The sequence below is a fragment of the Exilibacterium tricleocarpae genome, assembly GCF_007004655.1.
Classification (GTDB): domain Bacteria; phylum Pseudomonadota; class Gammaproteobacteria; order Pseudomonadales; family Cellvibrionaceae; genus Exilibacterium; species Exilibacterium tricleocarpae.
This window is the reverse complement of the sequence record NZ_ML660099.1, coordinates 1-17,167: the sequence shown is the minus strand read 5'-3', so window position 1 is coordinate 17,167 and position 17,167 is coordinate 1. Positions and strand designations below refer to the sequence as shown.

General features: G+C 58.5%; 16 protein-coding genes. 9 read left to right on the top strand and 7 right to left on the bottom strand.

The window, feature by feature from the left end:
• Positions 1–33: 33 nt before the first annotated feature.
• The 3 genes from FKG94_RS18865 (at position 34) to FKG94_RS18855 (ending at position 3,478) form a co-directional block, all read left to right on the top strand.
• Positions 34–2,403 carry a DUF1631 domain-containing protein gene (locus FKG94_RS18865; protein ID WP_142928491.1) on the top strand — a complete coding sequence of 790 codons (2,370 nt, stop codon included), beginning with the start codon at positions 34–36 and terminating at the stop codon, positions 2,401–2,403.
• The gene (locus tag FKG94_RS18860; RefSeq protein WP_142928490.1) at positions 2,400–2,756 is read left to right on the top strand and encodes a PilZ domain-containing protein; all 357 of its coding nucleotides are present in this window, start codon (positions 2,400–2,402) and stop codon (positions 2,754–2,756) included. Before FKG94_RS18865 ends, FKG94_RS18860 begins: the two co-directional genes overlap by 4 nt.
• A gap of 314 nt (positions 2,757–3,070) precedes the next feature.
• A complete protein-coding gene (locus FKG94_RS18855) occupies positions 3,071–3,478 on the top strand; it encodes a hypothetical protein (RefSeq protein WP_142928489.1) in 408 nt (135 codons plus the stop codon).
• Positions 3,479–3,545: 67 nt separating this feature from the next.
• Here the strand turns inward: FKG94_RS18855 and hemL are convergent, their stop codons facing one another.
• The 5 genes from hemL to FKG94_RS18830 all read right to left on the bottom strand — a co-directional run bounded on the left by hemL (position 3,546) and on the right by FKG94_RS18830 (position 8,803).
• Complete coding sequence (gene hemL, locus FKG94_RS18850; RefSeq protein WP_142928488.1) at positions 3,546–4,829, bottom strand: glutamate-1-semialdehyde 2,1-aminomutase; 1,284 nt, start codon at positions 4,827–4,829, stop codon at positions 3,546–3,548.
• A gap of 9 nt (positions 4,830–4,838) precedes the next feature.
• Positions 4,839–5,516, bottom strand: coding sequence for a thiamine phosphate synthase (thiE, locus tag FKG94_RS18845; RefSeq protein WP_179957714.1), 678 nt, complete (start codon positions 5,514–5,516; stop codon positions 4,839–4,841).
• Positions 5,517–5,589: 73 nt separating this feature from the next.
• Positions 5,590–6,423, bottom strand: coding sequence for a bifunctional hydroxymethylpyrimidine kinase/phosphomethylpyrimidine kinase (thiD, locus tag FKG94_RS18840; protein WP_142928487.1), 834 nt, complete (start codon positions 6,421–6,423; stop codon positions 5,590–5,592).
• Positions 6,424–6,503: 80 nt separating this feature from the next.
• A complete protein-coding gene (gene hemJ, locus FKG94_RS18835) occupies positions 6,504–6,926 on the bottom strand; it encodes a protoporphyrinogen oxidase HemJ (RefSeq protein ID WP_142928486.1) in 423 nt (140 codons plus the stop codon).
• 107 nt (positions 6,927–7,033) lie between these two features.
• Positions 7,034–8,803: a chloride channel protein gene (locus FKG94_RS18830; RefSeq protein WP_142928485.1), complete on the bottom strand. Its 1,770-nt coding sequence runs from the start codon at positions 8,801–8,803 to the stop codon at positions 7,034–7,036.
• A gap of 190 nt (positions 8,804–8,993) precedes the next feature.
• Between FKG94_RS18830 and argC the strand changes: the two genes are divergently transcribed.
• The 5 genes from argC (at position 8,994) to FKG94_RS18805 (ending at position 12,362) form a co-directional block, all read left to right on the top strand.
• Positions 8,994–10,034 (top strand): N-acetyl-gamma-glutamyl-phosphate reductase, encoded by a 1,041-nt coding sequence (gene argC, locus FKG94_RS18825; RefSeq protein WP_142928484.1) that lies wholly within the window; start codon positions 8,994–8,996, stop codon positions 10,032–10,034.
• Between the two features lie 61 nt (positions 10,035–10,095).
• Complete coding sequence (locus FKG94_RS18820) at positions 10,096–10,836, top strand: DUF6776 family protein (protein ID WP_142928483.1); 741 nt, start codon at positions 10,096–10,098, stop codon at positions 10,834–10,836.
• Between the two features lie 84 nt (positions 10,837–10,920).
• Entirely contained in the window at positions 10,921–11,358 is a 438-nt protein-coding gene (locus tag FKG94_RS18815) for a bactofilin family protein (protein ID WP_142928482.1), read from the top strand.
• 118 nt (positions 11,359–11,476) lie between these two features.
• Positions 11,477–11,830 (top strand): iron-sulfur cluster insertion protein ErpA, encoded by a 354-nt coding sequence (erpA, locus tag FKG94_RS18810; RefSeq protein WP_142928481.1) that lies wholly within the window; start codon positions 11,477–11,479, stop codon positions 11,828–11,830.
• Positions 11,820–12,362, top strand: a complete 543-nt coding sequence (locus tag FKG94_RS18805; protein WP_142928480.1) for a DsrE family protein — start codon at positions 11,820–11,822, stop codon at positions 12,360–12,362. Before erpA ends, FKG94_RS18805 begins: the two co-directional genes overlap by 11 nt.
• A gap of 22 nt (positions 12,363–12,384) precedes the next feature.
• Here the strand turns inward: FKG94_RS18805 and FKG94_RS18800 are convergent, their stop codons facing one another.
• Positions 12,385–13,518 carry an anhydro-N-acetylmuramic acid kinase gene (locus FKG94_RS18800; protein WP_142928479.1) on the bottom strand — a complete coding sequence of 378 codons (1,134 nt, stop codon included), beginning with the start codon at positions 13,516–13,518 and terminating at the stop codon, positions 12,385–12,387.
• A gap of 6 nt (positions 13,519–13,524) precedes the next feature.
• Entirely contained in the window at positions 13,525–14,826 is a 1,302-nt protein-coding gene (locus tag FKG94_RS18795; RefSeq protein WP_246125257.1) for a peptidoglycan DD-metalloendopeptidase family protein, read from the bottom strand.
• Between the two features lie 420 nt (positions 14,827–15,246).
• Between FKG94_RS18795 and tyrS the strand changes: the two genes are divergently transcribed.
• Positions 15,247–16,551, top strand: a complete 1,305-nt coding sequence (gene tyrS / locus FKG94_RS18790; protein WP_142928478.1) for a tyrosine--tRNA ligase — start codon at positions 15,247–15,249, stop codon at positions 16,549–16,551.
• The last annotated feature ends 616 nt before the right edge of the window (positions 16,552–17,167 follow it).

Sequence of the window (17,167 nt, the reverse complement as noted above, 5' to 3'; positions counted from 1 at the left end):
GCCACGGAAGTAACCCACAAGATTCGGATGCCTATGAGTGAATTCGGTACTCAACAACCCGATGGCAGCGGCCGCCCGACTGGGTCTGAGCGCCTGTCAGAACCCCTGTCGGAACCTAAGGTTATTGAACACCTGAAGGCCTGCCAACAACTTGCGGTGGAGCGCGGCCGGGAGTTGTTTAGGCTGTATCTCAGCAAGTTGGACCAGCGTTTGTGCGAATTTGGCGAGCAGGCCAAAAACGACGGGGAGCGCCTGCGCTTTCACGACACCCGCACGCAATTCCAGCAACATACCGATGAACTCGAGCGCTACTTTTGCGGCTATCTGGGTGAAGGTTTTATTAAGTTCAAGCGTCAGGAACTCGATACCCATACCGGGGAAGAGAAGTTTCAAGGCGATATGCTGTCATTGGTGGAAAACGAGGACCTGGAGGAAACTATCGCCATCTCCTCGATAACCCACCGGGCCGAAGCTTATTACGCCGAGCCGCTGTGGGCGCTTAACCAGCGTTTTTCCGTGCTCAATATGGGACAGAAAGTGAATGAGCGGGGCAACCCGGCGGGTCCGATACAGTTCTGTGAATCCTTGCGTAAGGCTCTGTTGTTGGTATCTGTCGATACCAAGGCGAAGATCATCGCCTACAAAACGTTCGACAAAGAATTCGTCGCCTATATAGGCGAGGTGCTCGACGCCACCAATATGTATCTCAGCAGCGAGGGCATTCTCCCGAACCTGCGTTACAACCCCGGCACCGCCCAGCCTGCAACGCCTTCGGCGGTGACGCAAGTGGGGCCCGGGTCAGCGCAGGACGGTGACCAAAGTCTTCAGTTTGAGACGCCGCCGCCCGGCCTGGTGCCCGCTCCCGATCCCAATCAGCCGAGCGAACAGTACCAGGGTAATTTAGTCGATGCTATCCGCTTACTGCAAAATCATGTCACCCAATACGGCGCGCCGGTAAGCGGGTCGCCTCAGGGAGTGCCTGTGGTCGCGCCGGCGGGTGCCGGGACCGGTGGTCAGCCGGTGGCGGTCTACTCCAACAGTCAACTGGTCGGTGCCCTGCAAAACTTGCAGACCCAGGCGCTGGCGGTCACCCAGGATTTGCGCGGCGACGGGGATGCTCTGCAACCGCTGCAGCCGCAAAACGTGGCGGCACTGTCACAGCAGTTGAGCACCCAGTTGCAACAGGCGTCCGACGACGAGGCAGCGGTCGACCGCAGCGATATGCACACCATCGATCTGGTGGGTATGTTGTTTGAATACATGTTATCGGATGACAATCTGCCCGACTCGGTCAAAGCCCTGTTGAGCTATCTGCACACGCCGTTTTTGAAAATTGCGTTTATCGACACCGGCTTTTTCGAGCAGACCGAACACCCGGCCCGGCTGTTGCTCAATAACCTGGCCGAGGCTGGCGTCAAGTGGGTCGGTAACGACGGCACCTCCCAATATGATATCTATACCAAGATCAAGGCAATAGTGTCGCGGGTTCTCGAAGAATTCAAAAATGATGTGCGCCTGTTTGCCGAGTTGTTGTTGGAGTTCAGCTCTTACACGAAAAAGATTTCGCGTCGCCAGGAACTGATGGAGCGGCGCGCCATGGAAAAGGTGCAGGGCGAGGAAAAACTGCGGGAAGTAAAAATACGCGTCAATGACGAAGTCCGCTCGCGCACCGATCAGCGCGAGTTGCCCTCGGCGGTGCTGTTGTTGCTGTTGCAGCCATGGTCCGATTACCTCGCCTTTATTTTACTGCGCTATGGCGAGCAGTCGGACAGTTGGTTGCGGGCATTGCAGGCGGTGGACGATATCCTCTGGAGCCTGCAGCCCAAGGAGAGCGATGCCGACAAGGTTCGTCAAAAGGCGATGCAGGAGGAGTTGCAGGATATTCTCGAGACCGGCTTCGAGACGATCGGGTACGACCAGGCAAAAGGGAAAAAACTGTTGGAGGCACTCACCTCGCTGCAGAAGCTGGCGTTGCAGAGCAAGCGGGCGCAACCGGCGCCGGCCCCCATGCGCGACAAGTTGGAAACCATGGCTGCAGAAAAAGCCGGGCAGACCGCGCCGGCCGAGGATCGGCCTTCAGCCGAAGAAGAAAAAATGGTCGAAAATCTGAAAATGATTGAGTTTGGGACCTGGTTCGAGTTCCAGGGGGGAAAACGCCTGAAGGTTGCTTGGTACAACTCCAAAACGCTCCATTATATGCTGGTGGATCAAATGGGCAAAAAAGTGGCGATGAAATCCGGCCTGGAATTGGCGCGTGAGATGCTGGCCGGACAGGCGAAAGTCATTGCCGGTAGCACCAAACCCTTCTTTGAGCGGGCGCTGGAGAATATATTCCACAGCCTCAATGCCCGGGCGGAGTCGATGCAGCCGGCAGAAGCGGGGCCGCAGGGAGGCGCTGAATGAGTGATGAGGAATCCCGTTCCTACGAGCGTAAACTCAAGCGCCATCAAGTCAAGACGGCGATCGAAGTATACGACAAGCTGCGCGGGTCCTGTGTGGGACGCCTGGTAAATATTCACAGCAGCGGTTTGATGTTGATGGGCACAGTGCGGTTGGAGGCGGATCATCTCTACCAACTCGACCTGCATTTGCCGGAGATGATCAACGGTCGTCGTGTGATTCAGTTGGGCGTGGACTGCCTGTGGGTGCGGGAATCGGATGACCCGGACCAACACTGGGCGGGTTGCCAGATTATCGATAAGTCAGACGAGGCGGATGCAGACATTGAGGCCCTGGTCGAATTGCTGGAAGCATAAGCCGCCCGTCACCTCAGGGATTTTTAAAGCGAGCTCAAGGTAAGGACACCCGCGCCTATGGCGTCGGTGCCTGGCACGCCGGGGCGCACGGATCAAGCGGCACTCGCTGACAATACCCCTTTTGGGTCCGCTCAAGGCACTTGCTGTCAGCAACATCGGTATCCCCGCTGGCGAAGTTCTGGCGAAAGTCTCGAACTGCCGCCAAGCCCGGCGGGGTTCCAGCGATGCACAACAAGCGTATCGGCAGCAGGTCCGTCTCTTCGAAAGTTTGCAGGTCAGCTTGATGGCATCGAGCTAATAGCAGAGGTGCGGCGATGAAGACGCTGGCAGTATCAACGGCGGTTGTGTTGATTATCACCATTATCGTTCTGTACTTCGCCATCGAGGAGAGGCGCAGCAACGTCGAACAGCTGAATCAGCTTGCGACCGCGGGAAATTCCCGTTTGCCGGTGATGGTGGACGAGGTAACCAGAATGGACTCGATGGTTGCCGACCGCTATACACTGAGGTTCACCTACACCCTGTTCACCGACTCCGCCGCGGTGGATGGCGACCAGCTGCGTCGCAAGGTGCGCGACTGGTTTCGGGAGTCGGCCTGTTCCAGTGATGTGGTTCAGGACAAGGTACTATCCAAAGGCATACCGCTGGTGTACAGCTATCGCAGCTTCGCCGGCGAACCGATTGCGCAGTATTCGTTTGATGAGTCCGATTGCCCCCGGTAACTTGCCGGCAATCGATTTGCATGGTGCAGCCCGCCCCGGCAACCGCACGCCGGATGCAATCCCCGGTTTACGCCAGGGTGGCAAAGGCCCGTTCGGCCGCATCCAGCGTAAATTGGATATCTTCCCCGCTGTGCGCCGCGGACATGAAGCCGGCTTCGAAAGCGGCGGGGGCCAGGTAGACACCGGCGTCGAGCATGGCGTGAAAAAACCGGTTAAACCGCTCGCCATCACAGGCCATGACCTGTTCGTAATTGGTGACGGTGGCGGCATCGGTAAAGAAGACACCGAACATGCTGCCGACGTGATTGGTGGTAAACCCAATACCGGCAGCGGCGGCCCGCTCGCGCAGTCCCTGCATCAGCGCGTCGGTGCGCGCGAAAACCGGTTCATAGAAACCGGGGCGGCTGATCAGCTCCAGGTTTTTCAGCCCCGCCGCCATTGCCACCGGGTTGCCCGACAGCGTGCCCGCCTGGTAGATCGGTCCGAGCGGAGCGATCTGTTCCATCACGTCGCGGCGCCCGCCGAAGGCGCCCACCGGCATACCGCCGCCGATGACCTTGCCGAGCGTAGTGATATCCGCGGTGACGCCATAGTGGCCCTGGGCGCCGGCCAGACCGAGCCGAAAACCGGTCATGACCTCATCGATAATCAACAGTGCACCGCAATCGTCGCACAGTTGTCGCAACGTCTGTAAAAAGCCCGGTACCGGCGGCACACAATTCATATTGCCCGCTACCGGCTCGACAATGACCCCGGCTACTTGATCGCCGATATCGGCAAAGGCCCGCTCGAGCCCTTCGCTGTCGTTGTAGGTGAGGGTGATCGTGTGTTCCGCCAGCGCCGCCGGCACCCCCGGTGAACTGGGTACGCCCAGGGTGAGTGCACCGGAGCCGGCTTTGATCAGCAGTGAGTCGCTGTGCCCGTGGTAGCAGCCCTCGAACTTGATAATTTTATCGCGCCCGGTAAACCCCCGCGCCAGTCTGATGGCGCTCATTGTGGCTTCGGTACCGGAGTTGACGAAGCGCACCAGGTCCATACCCGGGACTATGGCGCAGATTTTGCCGGCGAGCGCAGTTTCTATTTCAGTCGGCGCGCCGAAACTCAGCCCCTGCCGGGCCTTTTCCACCACCGCCGCAACCACCTCCGGGTGGGCGTGACCGAGGATCATCGGCCCCCACGACAGCACATAGTCGATATAGCGTTTGGCGTCGGCGTCGTAGACATAAGCGCCCTGGGCCCGCTCGATAAAGAGCGGTGTGCCGCCCACCGCTTTGAAGGCCCGCACCGGGGAGTTGACCCCACCGGGTATAAAACCCTGGGCCTGTTGAAATAATTGTTCAGAGCGGCTCATGAAAATTCCTTAACTATCGATATTGGGTTGTGTGTCCGGTCGTGTGTAACGGTACTGGACGGAGCGGATGGCCTGATTGAATCTGGCCATCTGGGTTTTTACGTCGCCGTGGCCAAACAGACCGCCGCAGACCGCCAGCCGGTCGGCGCCGGCGCCCACCAGGTGACCGGCGTTGGCGGGCGTGATACCACCGATGGCCACCAACGGCAGGTTTATCTCTCGCCGGAGCGCCGAAAAAATTGTCAGGGGTGCAGCCGGTGCGGTCGGTTTGATGGTGGAGGGGAAAAAACGGCCAAAGGCGACATAGTCGGCGCCGCCTTCCTGGGCGGCCAATGCCAGAGCCGGCGATGCGTGGCAGGTAATACCGATAATAGCCCGGTCACCCAGCCTGTCGCGAGCCTCGGCCAGCGGCGTGTCTTCCTGCCCCAGATGCACCCCATGGGCGTTTACTGTTTTGGCCAGGTCGACGTCATCGTTGATAATGAGGCTCGCGCTGTGGGCCTCGCAGATATCTCTCAGGCGGGCCGCCTGCTCGCGTTTCTGCCCACTGGCGCCTGACTTGTCGCGATACTGCACCCAGGTGCAGCCTTGGGCGACGGCAACTTCGACCTGGTCGTATAGCTGGTCGGCCATGAGGGCCTGGTCGGTTATCGCATATAACATGGACGTGATCGTCGGGTAGGGCATGGTCGAGCTTAACTTTTCAAACGTAAGTTAGCGGTGTCGGCGCCGCTATTGTGCGCAGCCGCGGCGCGGTTAATCAAGAACCCTCTGTTTGGTAGTTGAGTGTGTCGCTGTTGCGGTCGGCCCAGTACATGCGATTGGGGATGCGGTTGCCCATACCCAGGCGGCGACCGCCGGCCAGTGCATGCCAGGCAAAGTTCTGGCCCTGCTCGACCGCGTCCACCAGCCGCAGGCCGTGCGCCAGGTAGGCGGCGATAGCGGCAGACAGGGTGGCGCCGCAGCCGTGGTTACAGGCCTGCAGGCGCTCCTTGCGGTAGTGTTTTACCAGCCCCTCGGGGCCGTAGAGGCTGCTCTCTATACTGTTGTGGCTGCGTTTGGTGCCACTGATCAACAGGTGACGGCAACCACTGTCGAGAATTTCCTGGGCGCAGGCATCGATCGTATCGGCCTGCTGGGCCAGATCGTGGGCTTCTACCAGGTTCGGGGTGACGATCGTGGCAAGCGGCAGCAGCAGCGCCTGGGTTGCGTGAATGATAGCGGGCGCGTCCAGCAGCTCGCTGTGACAAAAGCTGGTAACAGGGTGTAAGACCACGGGAATCTTGGGGTAATCCCGCAAAATCGTATGCATCGCTTCGATGTTTTCCACGCTGCCGGTAAAACCCACCTTGATGGCTTTGACAGGCATGTCCTCAAGAATGGCCCGGGCCTGTTCTATCAGCAGCGGCGTCTCCACGGGCAACACATCTTTCAAATCCCGGGTATCTTTTGCACACAGGGCGGTGACGATGGGGGTGCTGTGACAACCCAGACTGGCGGTGGTCTCGATATCGGCCTGAATACCCGTGCCGCCGGAGGGGTCATGGTTCGAAAAAGACATGACCACCGGGGTGGTGCAGTCGAATTGAGTCATGGTCAGTATCTACTAGAACAGGGACACCTAAGTTTAACACAGGGCTGCCGTTTGGCCGCCTGCCGGCGGCAAATAGGTCTTCAACCCGGCCTGAGCACCACCAGCAGCACGATTGGAATCAGCAACAGCACGGGGAATTCGTTAAACCAGCGGAAGAAGACGTGACTGCGCTCCATGCGGTCCTCGGCAAACCGGCGCAGGATACGTCCACAGGCATGGTGGTAACCGATCAGGACGGCGACCAGGGCCAGTTTCCACCAGAACCAGGCGCTGGCGGCGTAATAACTCCAGTTCGCCGCCGCTGCGGCGCCGCCCAACAGCAGCGTCGCAATCATCGAAGGGTTGGCGATGGCGCGATACAGTTTTCGCTCCATGATCTTGAAGCGTTCGCGGCTGGTTTCATCCTCGCTCATGGCGTGGTAGACGAATAGCCGCGGCAGATAAAACAACGCGGCAAACCAGCATATCACCGCAATAATGTGAAAAGCTTTAAACCACAGCATAGATTTTCCCCAGGCGCCAATGCGCGTCTATGGTAGCCCGAGGCGCTGTTGCAGGCCACTGCTGCGAGCCGGTGGGCATTGTGATTGAAACGCTGATTGAACAGCGCCTATCGATAATAGTTGTCGATGGTGCTGCTGGTGATAATACCCATGACCGGCGAGGTCAGCGGCGTGTTGGGGCGTTCGACATAGAGGGTTTCGGCGCCCTGTTGCAGGAGCTGCAGGGCCTCGTAGAGACTCGCCTGCTGGTGTATCGGCACCGTCTGGTGGCGCCGTGCGGGAATTGCCAGCAGATCAATGTCCTTGTCCAGCGTCAGCACTTCTTCCGGGGCGTTGTCCAGATAGCCGGCCAGGTCCGCCGCCCTTAACAAGTATTTTTCCTTACCGAGTTCCTCTATCACGATCCACATGGGTTTATCGGTCAGTAACTGCCGCGCCTCGTCCAGGCTCAGAGACTGGCGGCTGCAGCCGAAGCGGGTATCCATGACGCTGCGCACGCCGGCGCGACTGAGGGCCTGATACATGGGGCCGGATGCGAGCGACGTGCCCCCGGCCGACAGTGCTGCGACGAAGATACCGTCACAGCGAAACACCTGGCGGGTGACCAGGCAGGCCACCACGATCACCAGCATGGTGGGAAAAATCATATTGGGGTTGTAAGTCAGCTCCAGTACCGCCATCAGTGCTGCCAGAGGGGCGTTCACAACCGCCGCCATCATTCCCGCCATCCCCAGGAGCACATAGATACCGGGGGTTGCAGTGCCGGCGGGCACCATAATATTGCCCAGCAGGCCCAGGGCGCCGCCGAGGCAGGCGCCGATGACCAGGGCCGGTCCGATAACGCCGCCGGGCATGCCCAGCCCGGTGCTGGTCGCCGCCACTACCAGCTTGGCGATAACGATACTGACAAGCAGAGTGAGACTTAGCTCGCCGAGCATGGCCGCCGCCACAGTGTCGTAACCGACCCCCATGATCTGGGGCACCAGCACCGCCACGCTGCCGGTCAGCAGGCCCGCCAGACCCAGGCGCATGGCGATAGAGGGGGTGCGGATGTTCTGTACTGCCAAGTGCAGGCGAATAAAGGCCGCGGCACAGGCGGCGATAACAATACCGCTGGCGGCGATGTAGGGCAGCTCCAGCAAGGTCGTGGTCTGCACCGGGGTGACATTGAAGGTCACGCCTTCACCAAACACCAACTGGGTGATGGCTGCCCCGCTGACCGACGCCAGAATGACGGGAATGAAGCTGGTGATGGTGTATTCCATCAGCACCACCTCCATCGCGAAGACGACGCCCGCCATGGGGGTGTTGAAGGAGGCGGCAATGGCGGCGGCGACGCCGCAGCCGATCAGCGTGCGCAGACTGTTATTAGGCAATTTGAGCCACTGCCCCAACTGACTGGCGGCGCCCGCGCCCAGGTGTACCGCCGGACCCTCGCGACCCACACTCTGGCCGCTGGCCAGGCTCACGACACCGCCGAAAAACTGCACCAGCCAGTTGCTCAATGGCAGTTGGCCCTGGTGATTGTGCAGGCGGTCCAAGACATGGCCTACGCCCACCCGGTGGTGCTTTTTGTCCAGCCTGCTGAGACACAGGCCGATAGCGCAGGCACCGGCCAGCGGCAGGCCGAAGTGCCAGAGTGAACCGAGGCTCTCGAAATTGTCGTTGCCGCCCCTTAGCAGGTGGCTCAGCGGTGTGTTGATCAGCCACCGAAAGGCGACAATGACCAGGCCGACAAAGATGCCGCTGATCAGACCCAGCAGTGTCAGTTGCGGCAGGGCGTCGATATAAGCCAGTTGATGGCGGAAATTCTCGATAATGAAAAGTTTGCGCTTTTGTATTTTTTTTCGCAGTGACGGGGCATCCGGCTCGGCCATAGGTATGATATCGGGTTTTCGGGTGGCTTGTGTTCTTATTATTGTGTAAACCCGCTGTTAAGTCATTTTTCTGCGCGAGATTGGGGTATTATTAAGGGTTTGTTTGCCGGCGTGATGTGTGTGGAAGCCGGTGTGGGGTTGTCCGGGCCGGCAGGCGCGGGGCCCGAGGTTTACCACGGGGAATTGAACTATGATTGAAGTGGCGATTGTCGGCGGTACCGGCTACACGGGTATCGAACTGTTGCGGCTGTTGGCACGGCACCCTAAGGTCCGGGTAAAAGTGATTACCTCCCGTGCCGAAGCCGGCCTTGAGGTGGCGGAGTTGTTTCCCAGTCTGCGCGGCCATTTATCGCTGGCGTTCAGTCCACCCAGCGTAGATGTACTGACCGAGTGCGATCTGGTGTTTTTTGCGACGCCGCACGGCGTCGCGCAGGCGATGATGGCCGCGTTGATCGACCGGGGGGTGCGGGTGGTTGACCTGTCGGCGGATTTTCGCCTGCGCGATGCCGATATCTGGGCCCGCTGGTACGGCCAGCCCCACGGCAGTCCCGAACTGATCGAGCGGGCGGTATACGGGTTGCCAGAGGTCAATCGCGAGCAGATTCGCGAGGCGCAGTTAGTGGCCTGTCCCGGGTGTTACCCGACTGCAGTCCAGTTGGGGTTACTGCCGTTGCTGGAGCAGGAACTGGTCGATCCGGCCAGCCTGATTGCCAACGCCGCCAGTGGCGCCAGCGGCGCCGGGCGCCAGGCCAAGATTGACAACCTGCTCGCCGAAGTAGCGGATAGTTTCAAGGCCTATGCCTGCGGCGGGCACCGGCATCTGCCGGAAATCGAGCAGGGGTTGCGGGCCGTGCAACCCGAGCGGGCGGTGCCGGCGCAGGTGACTTTTGTGCCGCATTTGCTGCCGGTGGTCCGCGGTATTCACGCCACACTCTACGCGACGGCGATTGCGGCCACGGGCGATTTGCAGGCGCTGTTCGAGGAGCGCTATGCCGGTGAGCCCTTCGTCGACGTGTTGCCGGCGGGACAGCACCCGCAGACACGCAGCGTGAAAAGTTCGAATATGTGCCGCCTGTCAGTGTTTCAGCCGCAGCAAAGAGATACAGTAGTGGTGCTGTCGGTGATAGATAATTTGACCAAGGGTGCATCGGGCCAGGCCGTTCAGAATATGAATATTATGTTTGGTTTTGCCGAGGAAGCGGGGTTGGATCACGTGGCGCTATTGCCCTGATATCCAGTCCTGTTATCGGTATTGCGCACCGCAGAAACGGGTCGAAAACGGAGAAAAATCTATGGTCGCCGTAAGAGGCAGCAAGCAGTTTCGTAAAGTTGTTGTGCCCTACCGCCCCATGCGCAGAGTGACGGTGGGGTTGGTGGTAGCAGCGGGTGTAGTGCTCGCGGTGGTGGGGAGTTACCTGTTTGGTGACTTCAATGGTGGTCAGCTGCAAGCGCAGGCCGTTGCCGAGAGAGACAGGTTGCGCCTGGAGGTGGCTGCCAAAACCCAGGAGGCCGATGAGCTGCGCCAACAGGTTGCCAACCTCAAACTCGGCGCCCAGGTGGATCGCAAGGCAAGTGAGGATGTGCGCGGCGAGGTGATTGAACTCAAGGCCCAGATTGCCGAACTGCAGGAGGATATCACCTTCTATCGGGGGCTGATGGCACCGACAGGCAATAAGCGCGGCCTCACCATCGGTTCTCTGGATGTCATCTCCACCGGCGCACCGCGGGAGTACCAATACAGGGTGGTGGTGCAGCAACTGGCTGTCAACCATCAGGTGTTGAGCGGTTATTTGCAGTTCAATGTTGTCGGCCGGCAGGCGGGTATTGTCAGCACGATCCCGCTGAAAGACCTGTCCGAGCAGGTCGGTTCCGATAATATCAGGCTGCGCTTCAAGTATTTTCAGAACCTTGAGGGCAAGTTGGTGCTGCCTGAAGGATTCGAGCCGGAAAGAATCGAACTGTTGGCGAAGTCCACCGGTCGCAATGCCGCCACCGTGGAAAAACAGTTTGGCTGGCTGGTGCAGCAGGGTTGACGGACGCGGCGCCAAATAGCCAAAGAACGGGTAACGCAAAGAGAGAGCGACGACAGCATGAGCATGTGGGGGAAAAATAGCGATATGCCATTTTCGAATAATCACACCTTGATTGCCAAGGGTACCGAGGTTGTGGGTGATGTACACTTTGACGGCGAACTGGACCTGGAGGGCAAGGTGCGCGGCAATATCATTGCCGAAGGTGGCGGCAGTGCCAAGGTATCCGTGTTTGACAAGGGTGTGGTCGAGGGCGAAATCCGCGCCCCGAATATTGTTATCAACGGCAGTATCGTTGGCGATGTGCACTCCGCCAAGCACGTTGAACTGGGGGCTACTGCCGTGGTCAACGGTAATGTGCACTATCACCTGATCGAGATGGTGAAAGGGTCGCAGGTCAACGGTAATCTGGTCTACAGCGGAGAAAAACCCCGCCATCCGGCGTCTAACCCCCAGGTTGGAGAGGTTGAGGCCGATGTGAGTGTGGATACTGTAGGGGTATCCGGCCAGCCCGTTAATAGTTGACTGTTTTAGTCGGGTAAAGCCATAATGACGTCCGTCCGGCGGTTGCTCAGGAGCCCGCCGATGTGCGCTCACCGGGTGCTGTGCCCGGAAGTGGTTGTGTGCGGAGAAACTGATTGCTATGACTGCCCCCGAAGTGTTTACGCCCGAGCCGTTGCTGGTGACTGAAAGTGCCGTTAACAAGGTCAAAAGCCTGGTGGAGGAAGAGGCTAATGACGACCTGAAGTTGCGAGTGTTTGTGACCGGAGGCGGTTGCTCAGGCTTTCAGTACGGTTTTACGTTTGACGAAATTGTGACTGAAGACGATGCAGTAGTCGAAAAAGACGGCATTACCGTGGTTGTTGATGCCATGAGTTACCCCTACCTGATGGGAGCCAAAGTTGACTACGAGGAAGGGCTGCAGGGCTCAAAATTCGTTGTGCAAAACCCCAACGCCAGTACGACCTGCGGTTGTGGGGCGTCGTTTGCCGTTTAGCTCCCTGTTATTGACGTCGATGAAAAGACTGTGGATGGGTGCACTGCCGGCGAGATCGCTGCCGGCCCGCTGGGCGGGTATGTGTCTACTGAGTCTACTGGCTGCCGGCAGTGCTGCCGATGTTAGCAATCCCATCGCTATTGCCGGCGACCAGGCTCAGTCGGCGGCTCCCAACGGCTACCTGGCCCGCATTCAAAAGGACTCGCCCGAGGATATCGAGAGGGCCTTGCGGCGGGCCGAACAACTGTTCCTCGACGGAAGGATTGATCCGGAGTCCGGTCCTCTGGCATTTGTCATTCACGGGCCGGAAGCGGCTATTTTTTTCAAAGACAGTTATCCAGCCTATAAAGCCATTGTCGATCTGGCTGCGCGGTTGACCGCCTTCGAGGTGATCCAGGTTAAAGTTTGCGAAACCCGTATGGGTGTATTGGGGCGCAAGAAAACCGAATTGGTGCCCTTTGTCGAGACAGTGCCTTTTGGCCCGGCGGAAGTTAACCGACTCGTGAATACCGAAGAGTATGTGTATTTTTAGTCAGTTCGCTATTGACCGGTCACTAGTCTGCAGGATCACCGAAGTAAACACCCCCTAGAATGACCTCTTTATCGGCACCGGTCACCGTTGCCAGGTTGCCTTTCAGTCGGCCCATGGTCTGGCGAGCCAGCCACGCAAACGCCGCCGCCTCGACCCAATCCGGCGCTATTCCCAGCGCGTCTGTGGAAGCTACTGGCGTCGGCTGCAGTAGTTTTTGCAGGCGCAGCAGCAACTGTTGGTTGTGAGCCCCGCCACCGCAGATAAAAACTTCACAACGTCTGTCTTCGCGCAGGGATTTAATCCCCCCGGCAATGCTCCCGGCGGTCAATTCAAGCAGTGTCGCCTGCACGTCCGCCGCCGCCAGGGGACGGTTAATAGCGGCCAGCACCCGTTGCAGCCATCCCTCATTAAACGCCTCCCTGCCCGTGCTTTTGGGACCGCTTTGATGGAAAAAGGGATGTTCCGACAGTTTTGCCAGCAGAGTCGGGTCTACCGCGCCGGTGGCCGCCCAGCGACCGTTTTGGTCAAAGGCCTCGCCGCGGTGCTGGAGTATCCAGGCATCCATCAGGGCATTGCCGGGTCCGGTATCGAAGCCGCGTGCAACCCCAGTCGCCGGCAGGTAGGTCACATTGGCCATGCCGCCGATATTGACAATCATGCGGTCGTTGTCCGGTGATTGGAAAACCGCTCGATGAAACGCCGGTGCCAGCGGCGCTCCCTGGCCACCGGCGGCGATATCGCGGCGGCGAAAATCGGCCACTGTCGTGATCCCGGTGCGCGCGGCAATATCGTTGGGGTCGCCTATCTGCAGGCTAAATGGCAGTTCAGTGGTGTGGGGCGGCCGGTGGCGCACGGTCTGGCCGTGGCTGCCGACGGCTGCGATGTCGCCGGGCTCGAGCTGTGCCTTGTCCAGCAGTGCCAGAGTCGCAGCGGCGAAAATGGCGCCCAGCTCCCGATCGAGTACGCCGAGGCGATCAATTTCGTTGTCGGCCGGGGTGGCGAGCCGGTGGATACGCTGCTTGACGCCCGCTTCCATTGAGTGACTGTGGTGGGCCAGCAGTTGTGGCGGCGACTGTGCAAAGTCGACCAGGGCCGCATCGACACCGTCGGCGCTGGTGCCGGACATCAAGCCGATATAAAGCTCTTGCCCGTCCATAGGCGTCTAATTGACGGTAACCGGTTCCGCCAGTGCCAGCCTGGTGGTGCCGTAGCTGTCGAGTTTGGCCAAAATGGGCGCTACTTGTTCAGAGAACGCCGGTTGCTCCTGTTTGGGAATGGACTTGGCCTTTGGCAGCTTGCGCAAAATAGTGCGCGGATTGCGGTGCACGCCGTTGACGACAAATTCATAGTGCAGGTGCGGGGCGGTGGAATAGCCGGTGGAGCCGACGGTGCCGATAAGCTGCTTTTGTTTTACCTTTTGCCCTTTGCGGACGTTGCGCTTGTGCAGGTGCAGGTATTTGGTGACGATGTCGTTACCGTGTTGGATAAACACGTAATTGCCGTTGGCTTTGTTGTAACTGGAGGCAATAACCCGCCCGCTGCCTGATGCATATACCGGCGTGCCTCGCGCCGCGGCGTAGTCGGTGCCGCGGTGGGCGCGGATTTTCTTGTGAATCGGGTGCTTGCGCCGCAGATTAAAGTTGGAGGAAATGCGACTGAAATCCAGCGGGGCCCTCAAGAAAGCCTTGCGCATGGCCTTGCCGCCGGGGGTGTAGTACTGGCTTTCACCGTCCTGATCCGTGTACCTCACCGCCCGGTAGGTTTTGCCCTGGTTGACGAATTCGGCTGCCAGGATAGCGCCGTTGCCGATTTTTTCGCCGTCGAGGAACTGCTCTTCAAACAGTACCCGGAAACTGTCGCCTTTGCGGATATCCAGTACGAAATCGATGTCCCAGCCGAAGATATTGGCCAATTCCATAATCAACGTGGTGTCGAGGCGAGCCTCCTGGCCGGCTAAAAACAGTGAGTTGGTGATAGTGGCAGTGCGGTAGGCGGGTTGGATATCGGGCTGTTTGGTCTCGTTGCTGGCGCTAAAACCCTCTGGGCCGCGGGTGAACAACTGGCTGTCAAGCAGGCTTTGCACATAGCGCAGTTGCTGTAGCTTGCCATTGCCGTCCACCTGGAAGTCGAGCCTGTGGCCGGGGTGTATGCGGGTCAGGGATTTTGCCTGCTTGTTGCTGCTTACCAACTCGTAAACATCGCGGTCGTTCAGTCCGGCCCGCTGAAACAGCAGAGACAGGTTATCGCCTTTTTTGACGGTGAGACGCTGCCAAGGCAATTCGGGTGCCATGGTGGCTTCGATAATGGCGTCTTCTTCGACCAGTGGGGTTTCCGGCAGGGTGAGTAGCAGGGTCTGTTTGTGGCGCTTGGCTTCCACCTCCCCGGAGGGAAACAGCGACAGCAGCAGGGTGAGCGCAACCGCCAGGGCCGATGCGGCCAGCATATGGCTGCGCGGAAAATGCATAAAAACCATACGCTTAGTATTTTTTCGTTTGTTTTCAGTGGTTTCCATAAGACATCTATTTTATGAATAAAAAGAGGTCGCTAACCTGACTGTTTATAACAGAAAAATAAACGAATATCACCCAAGTGACTAACCGGGAGGCCGGTTAATGTGAATTCGTAGTAAATATCCGTATCCGGCTGTTGCCGTGGGCGCCTGCAGCGCCGTCCGCGCGGGCGGACGCCGAGGCTTGTTTTTGGTTGGGGATTCGGTATTGTGTGCGGCTATTTTCAGAGCCCCGCTTCAGAGTCCCGAGACGAAAGTGAGTGTTTGCAAACCTTGGCTGGATTAAGCGTGGATAGGCTCTATCTCCACCGTGCATAGGGTGGTCGGATATGGGTTGACCGTGAAAACAGGGTAAAAGTTGAGAAGGTTGAGAAGATGTCGGCAGTGGATGTGAAACTGATAGAGGACTTGAAGGCCCGTGGCCTGATAGCCCAGATGACAGGAGACGGCGCGCTGGAAAGCCATCTGGCGGAGTGTCCCCGCACTCTTTACTGCGGGTTTGATCCTACGGCCGCGAGTCTTCACATCGGCAGCCTGGTGCCGCTGTTGGTACTAAAGCGGTTCCAGTTGGCCGGACACAAGCCCATTGCCCTGGTCGGCGGTGCCACAGGCCTGATCGGTGACCCGAGTTTCAAAGCCCAGGAGCGCAAACTGAACAGCCCGGATACAGTGTCTGGCTGGGTTCAGAAGCTCAAAAGCCAAGTGTCTCGCTTTGTGGATTTTGACTGCGGTGACAATGCCGCTACAGTGGTGAATAACCTGGACTGGACGGCCGAGGTCAGTTTGCTGGACTTCCTGCGGGATGTAGGCAAGCACTTTTCCGTCAACAACATGATTAACAAAGAGTCGGTAAAGCAGCGCATCGATCGGGAAGGTGCAGGTATTTCCTTCACCGAGTTCACCTACATGCTGCTGCAATCTTTCGATTTTGCCGAACTTTACCAGCACCACCGCTGTACCCTGCAGATTGGCGGGTCCGACCAATGGGGCAATATCGTCGGCGGTGTCGATTTGACCCGCAAGTTGTACGGCGGTCAGGTTTTCGGCCTGACGCTACCCCTGGTAACCAAAGCTGACGGCACTAAATTCGGCAAAACCGAGACCGGTACCATCTGGCTGGATGCCGCCAAGACCTCGCCCTATGCTTTCTACCAGTTCTGGCTGAACACTGCCGATGCCGATGTCTACCGGTTTCTGCACTACTTCACCTTCCTGCCGGTCGCGCAGATCGAGCAGATCGAAGCCGAGGATCTTGCCGCCCAGGGGCGTCCCAGGGCCCAGGGCGTGCTGGCGGAAGAGGTCACCCGCCTGATTCACGGTGAGGCCGGCCTGCAGGCGGCGCAGCGTATCAGCGCGGCGATGTTCAACGGTACGCTGGAGCAGCTCAGCGAGGCGGATTTCGAACAGCTCAAACTGGATGGTTTGCCCTCGTCCACCCTCGCTGTCGAACTGGCGGATATGCCCATGACACAACTGCTGGTTGACTGCGGTCTGGCGACCTCCGGCAAGCAGGTCAAAGACGCCCTGGGGCGCGGTGCGGTTTGGATAAACGGGGTCGCCCAATCGCTGGGCGATAATATGAAGTTGCCGCAGAGCTTTGCGCCTGCATCGGCGTTCTACGGTCGATTTTTCGTTGTTCGCCTGGGCAAGAAAAAGTATCACCTGTTTGATATCGAATAGTGGTGGGGCTTAGTGGTGGGACGAGAGGTTCGAGTGGCTGGTGTAGTCCTTGTCGGCCTCGGGAGGTGATATCCACCCTAAGCATCCTCCTTTCTAAGCAGCCAGTGGTTTCATGAATACTAATTATAAAACTGCACTATTTCCATGGAGGTTGTTCGGCCTCAATTATTGGCGCAAAAAATAACGCCGAAGCTGAACCTGAGAGCGGGCTGCAGGCACTATATGGGTGGCGGCTGTCATCTCGTTCTGCGGGCTGCAAGAGGGGCTGAAAATCTTTTCACAAATGCCTTGCAGAGAGTTTTGGAGTGCGTATAATGCGCGCCTCTTGCGCAGTGTGAGCAGGTGTTGGCGGGGGCGGCGTGACAGTAGTGACAGCGCCCGGTGCCGGTGCCGGCCAAACAGGAATTGTTGAAGTACATTAACAGTTTACAAGCGCGTAGAGATGCGTATAATTCGCATCCCACGGTTCGGGGCCAGGCAGTCTGGCAAGGCCGTGATCGGCAAAGGCGCAGCCCCTGGCCGAGCTCTTTAACAAGTCATCAAGCAATGCGTGTGGGCGCTTGCGATATGATAAGACGCACAAGATTATCATTTGCAAGTGACCTAACAATTCATT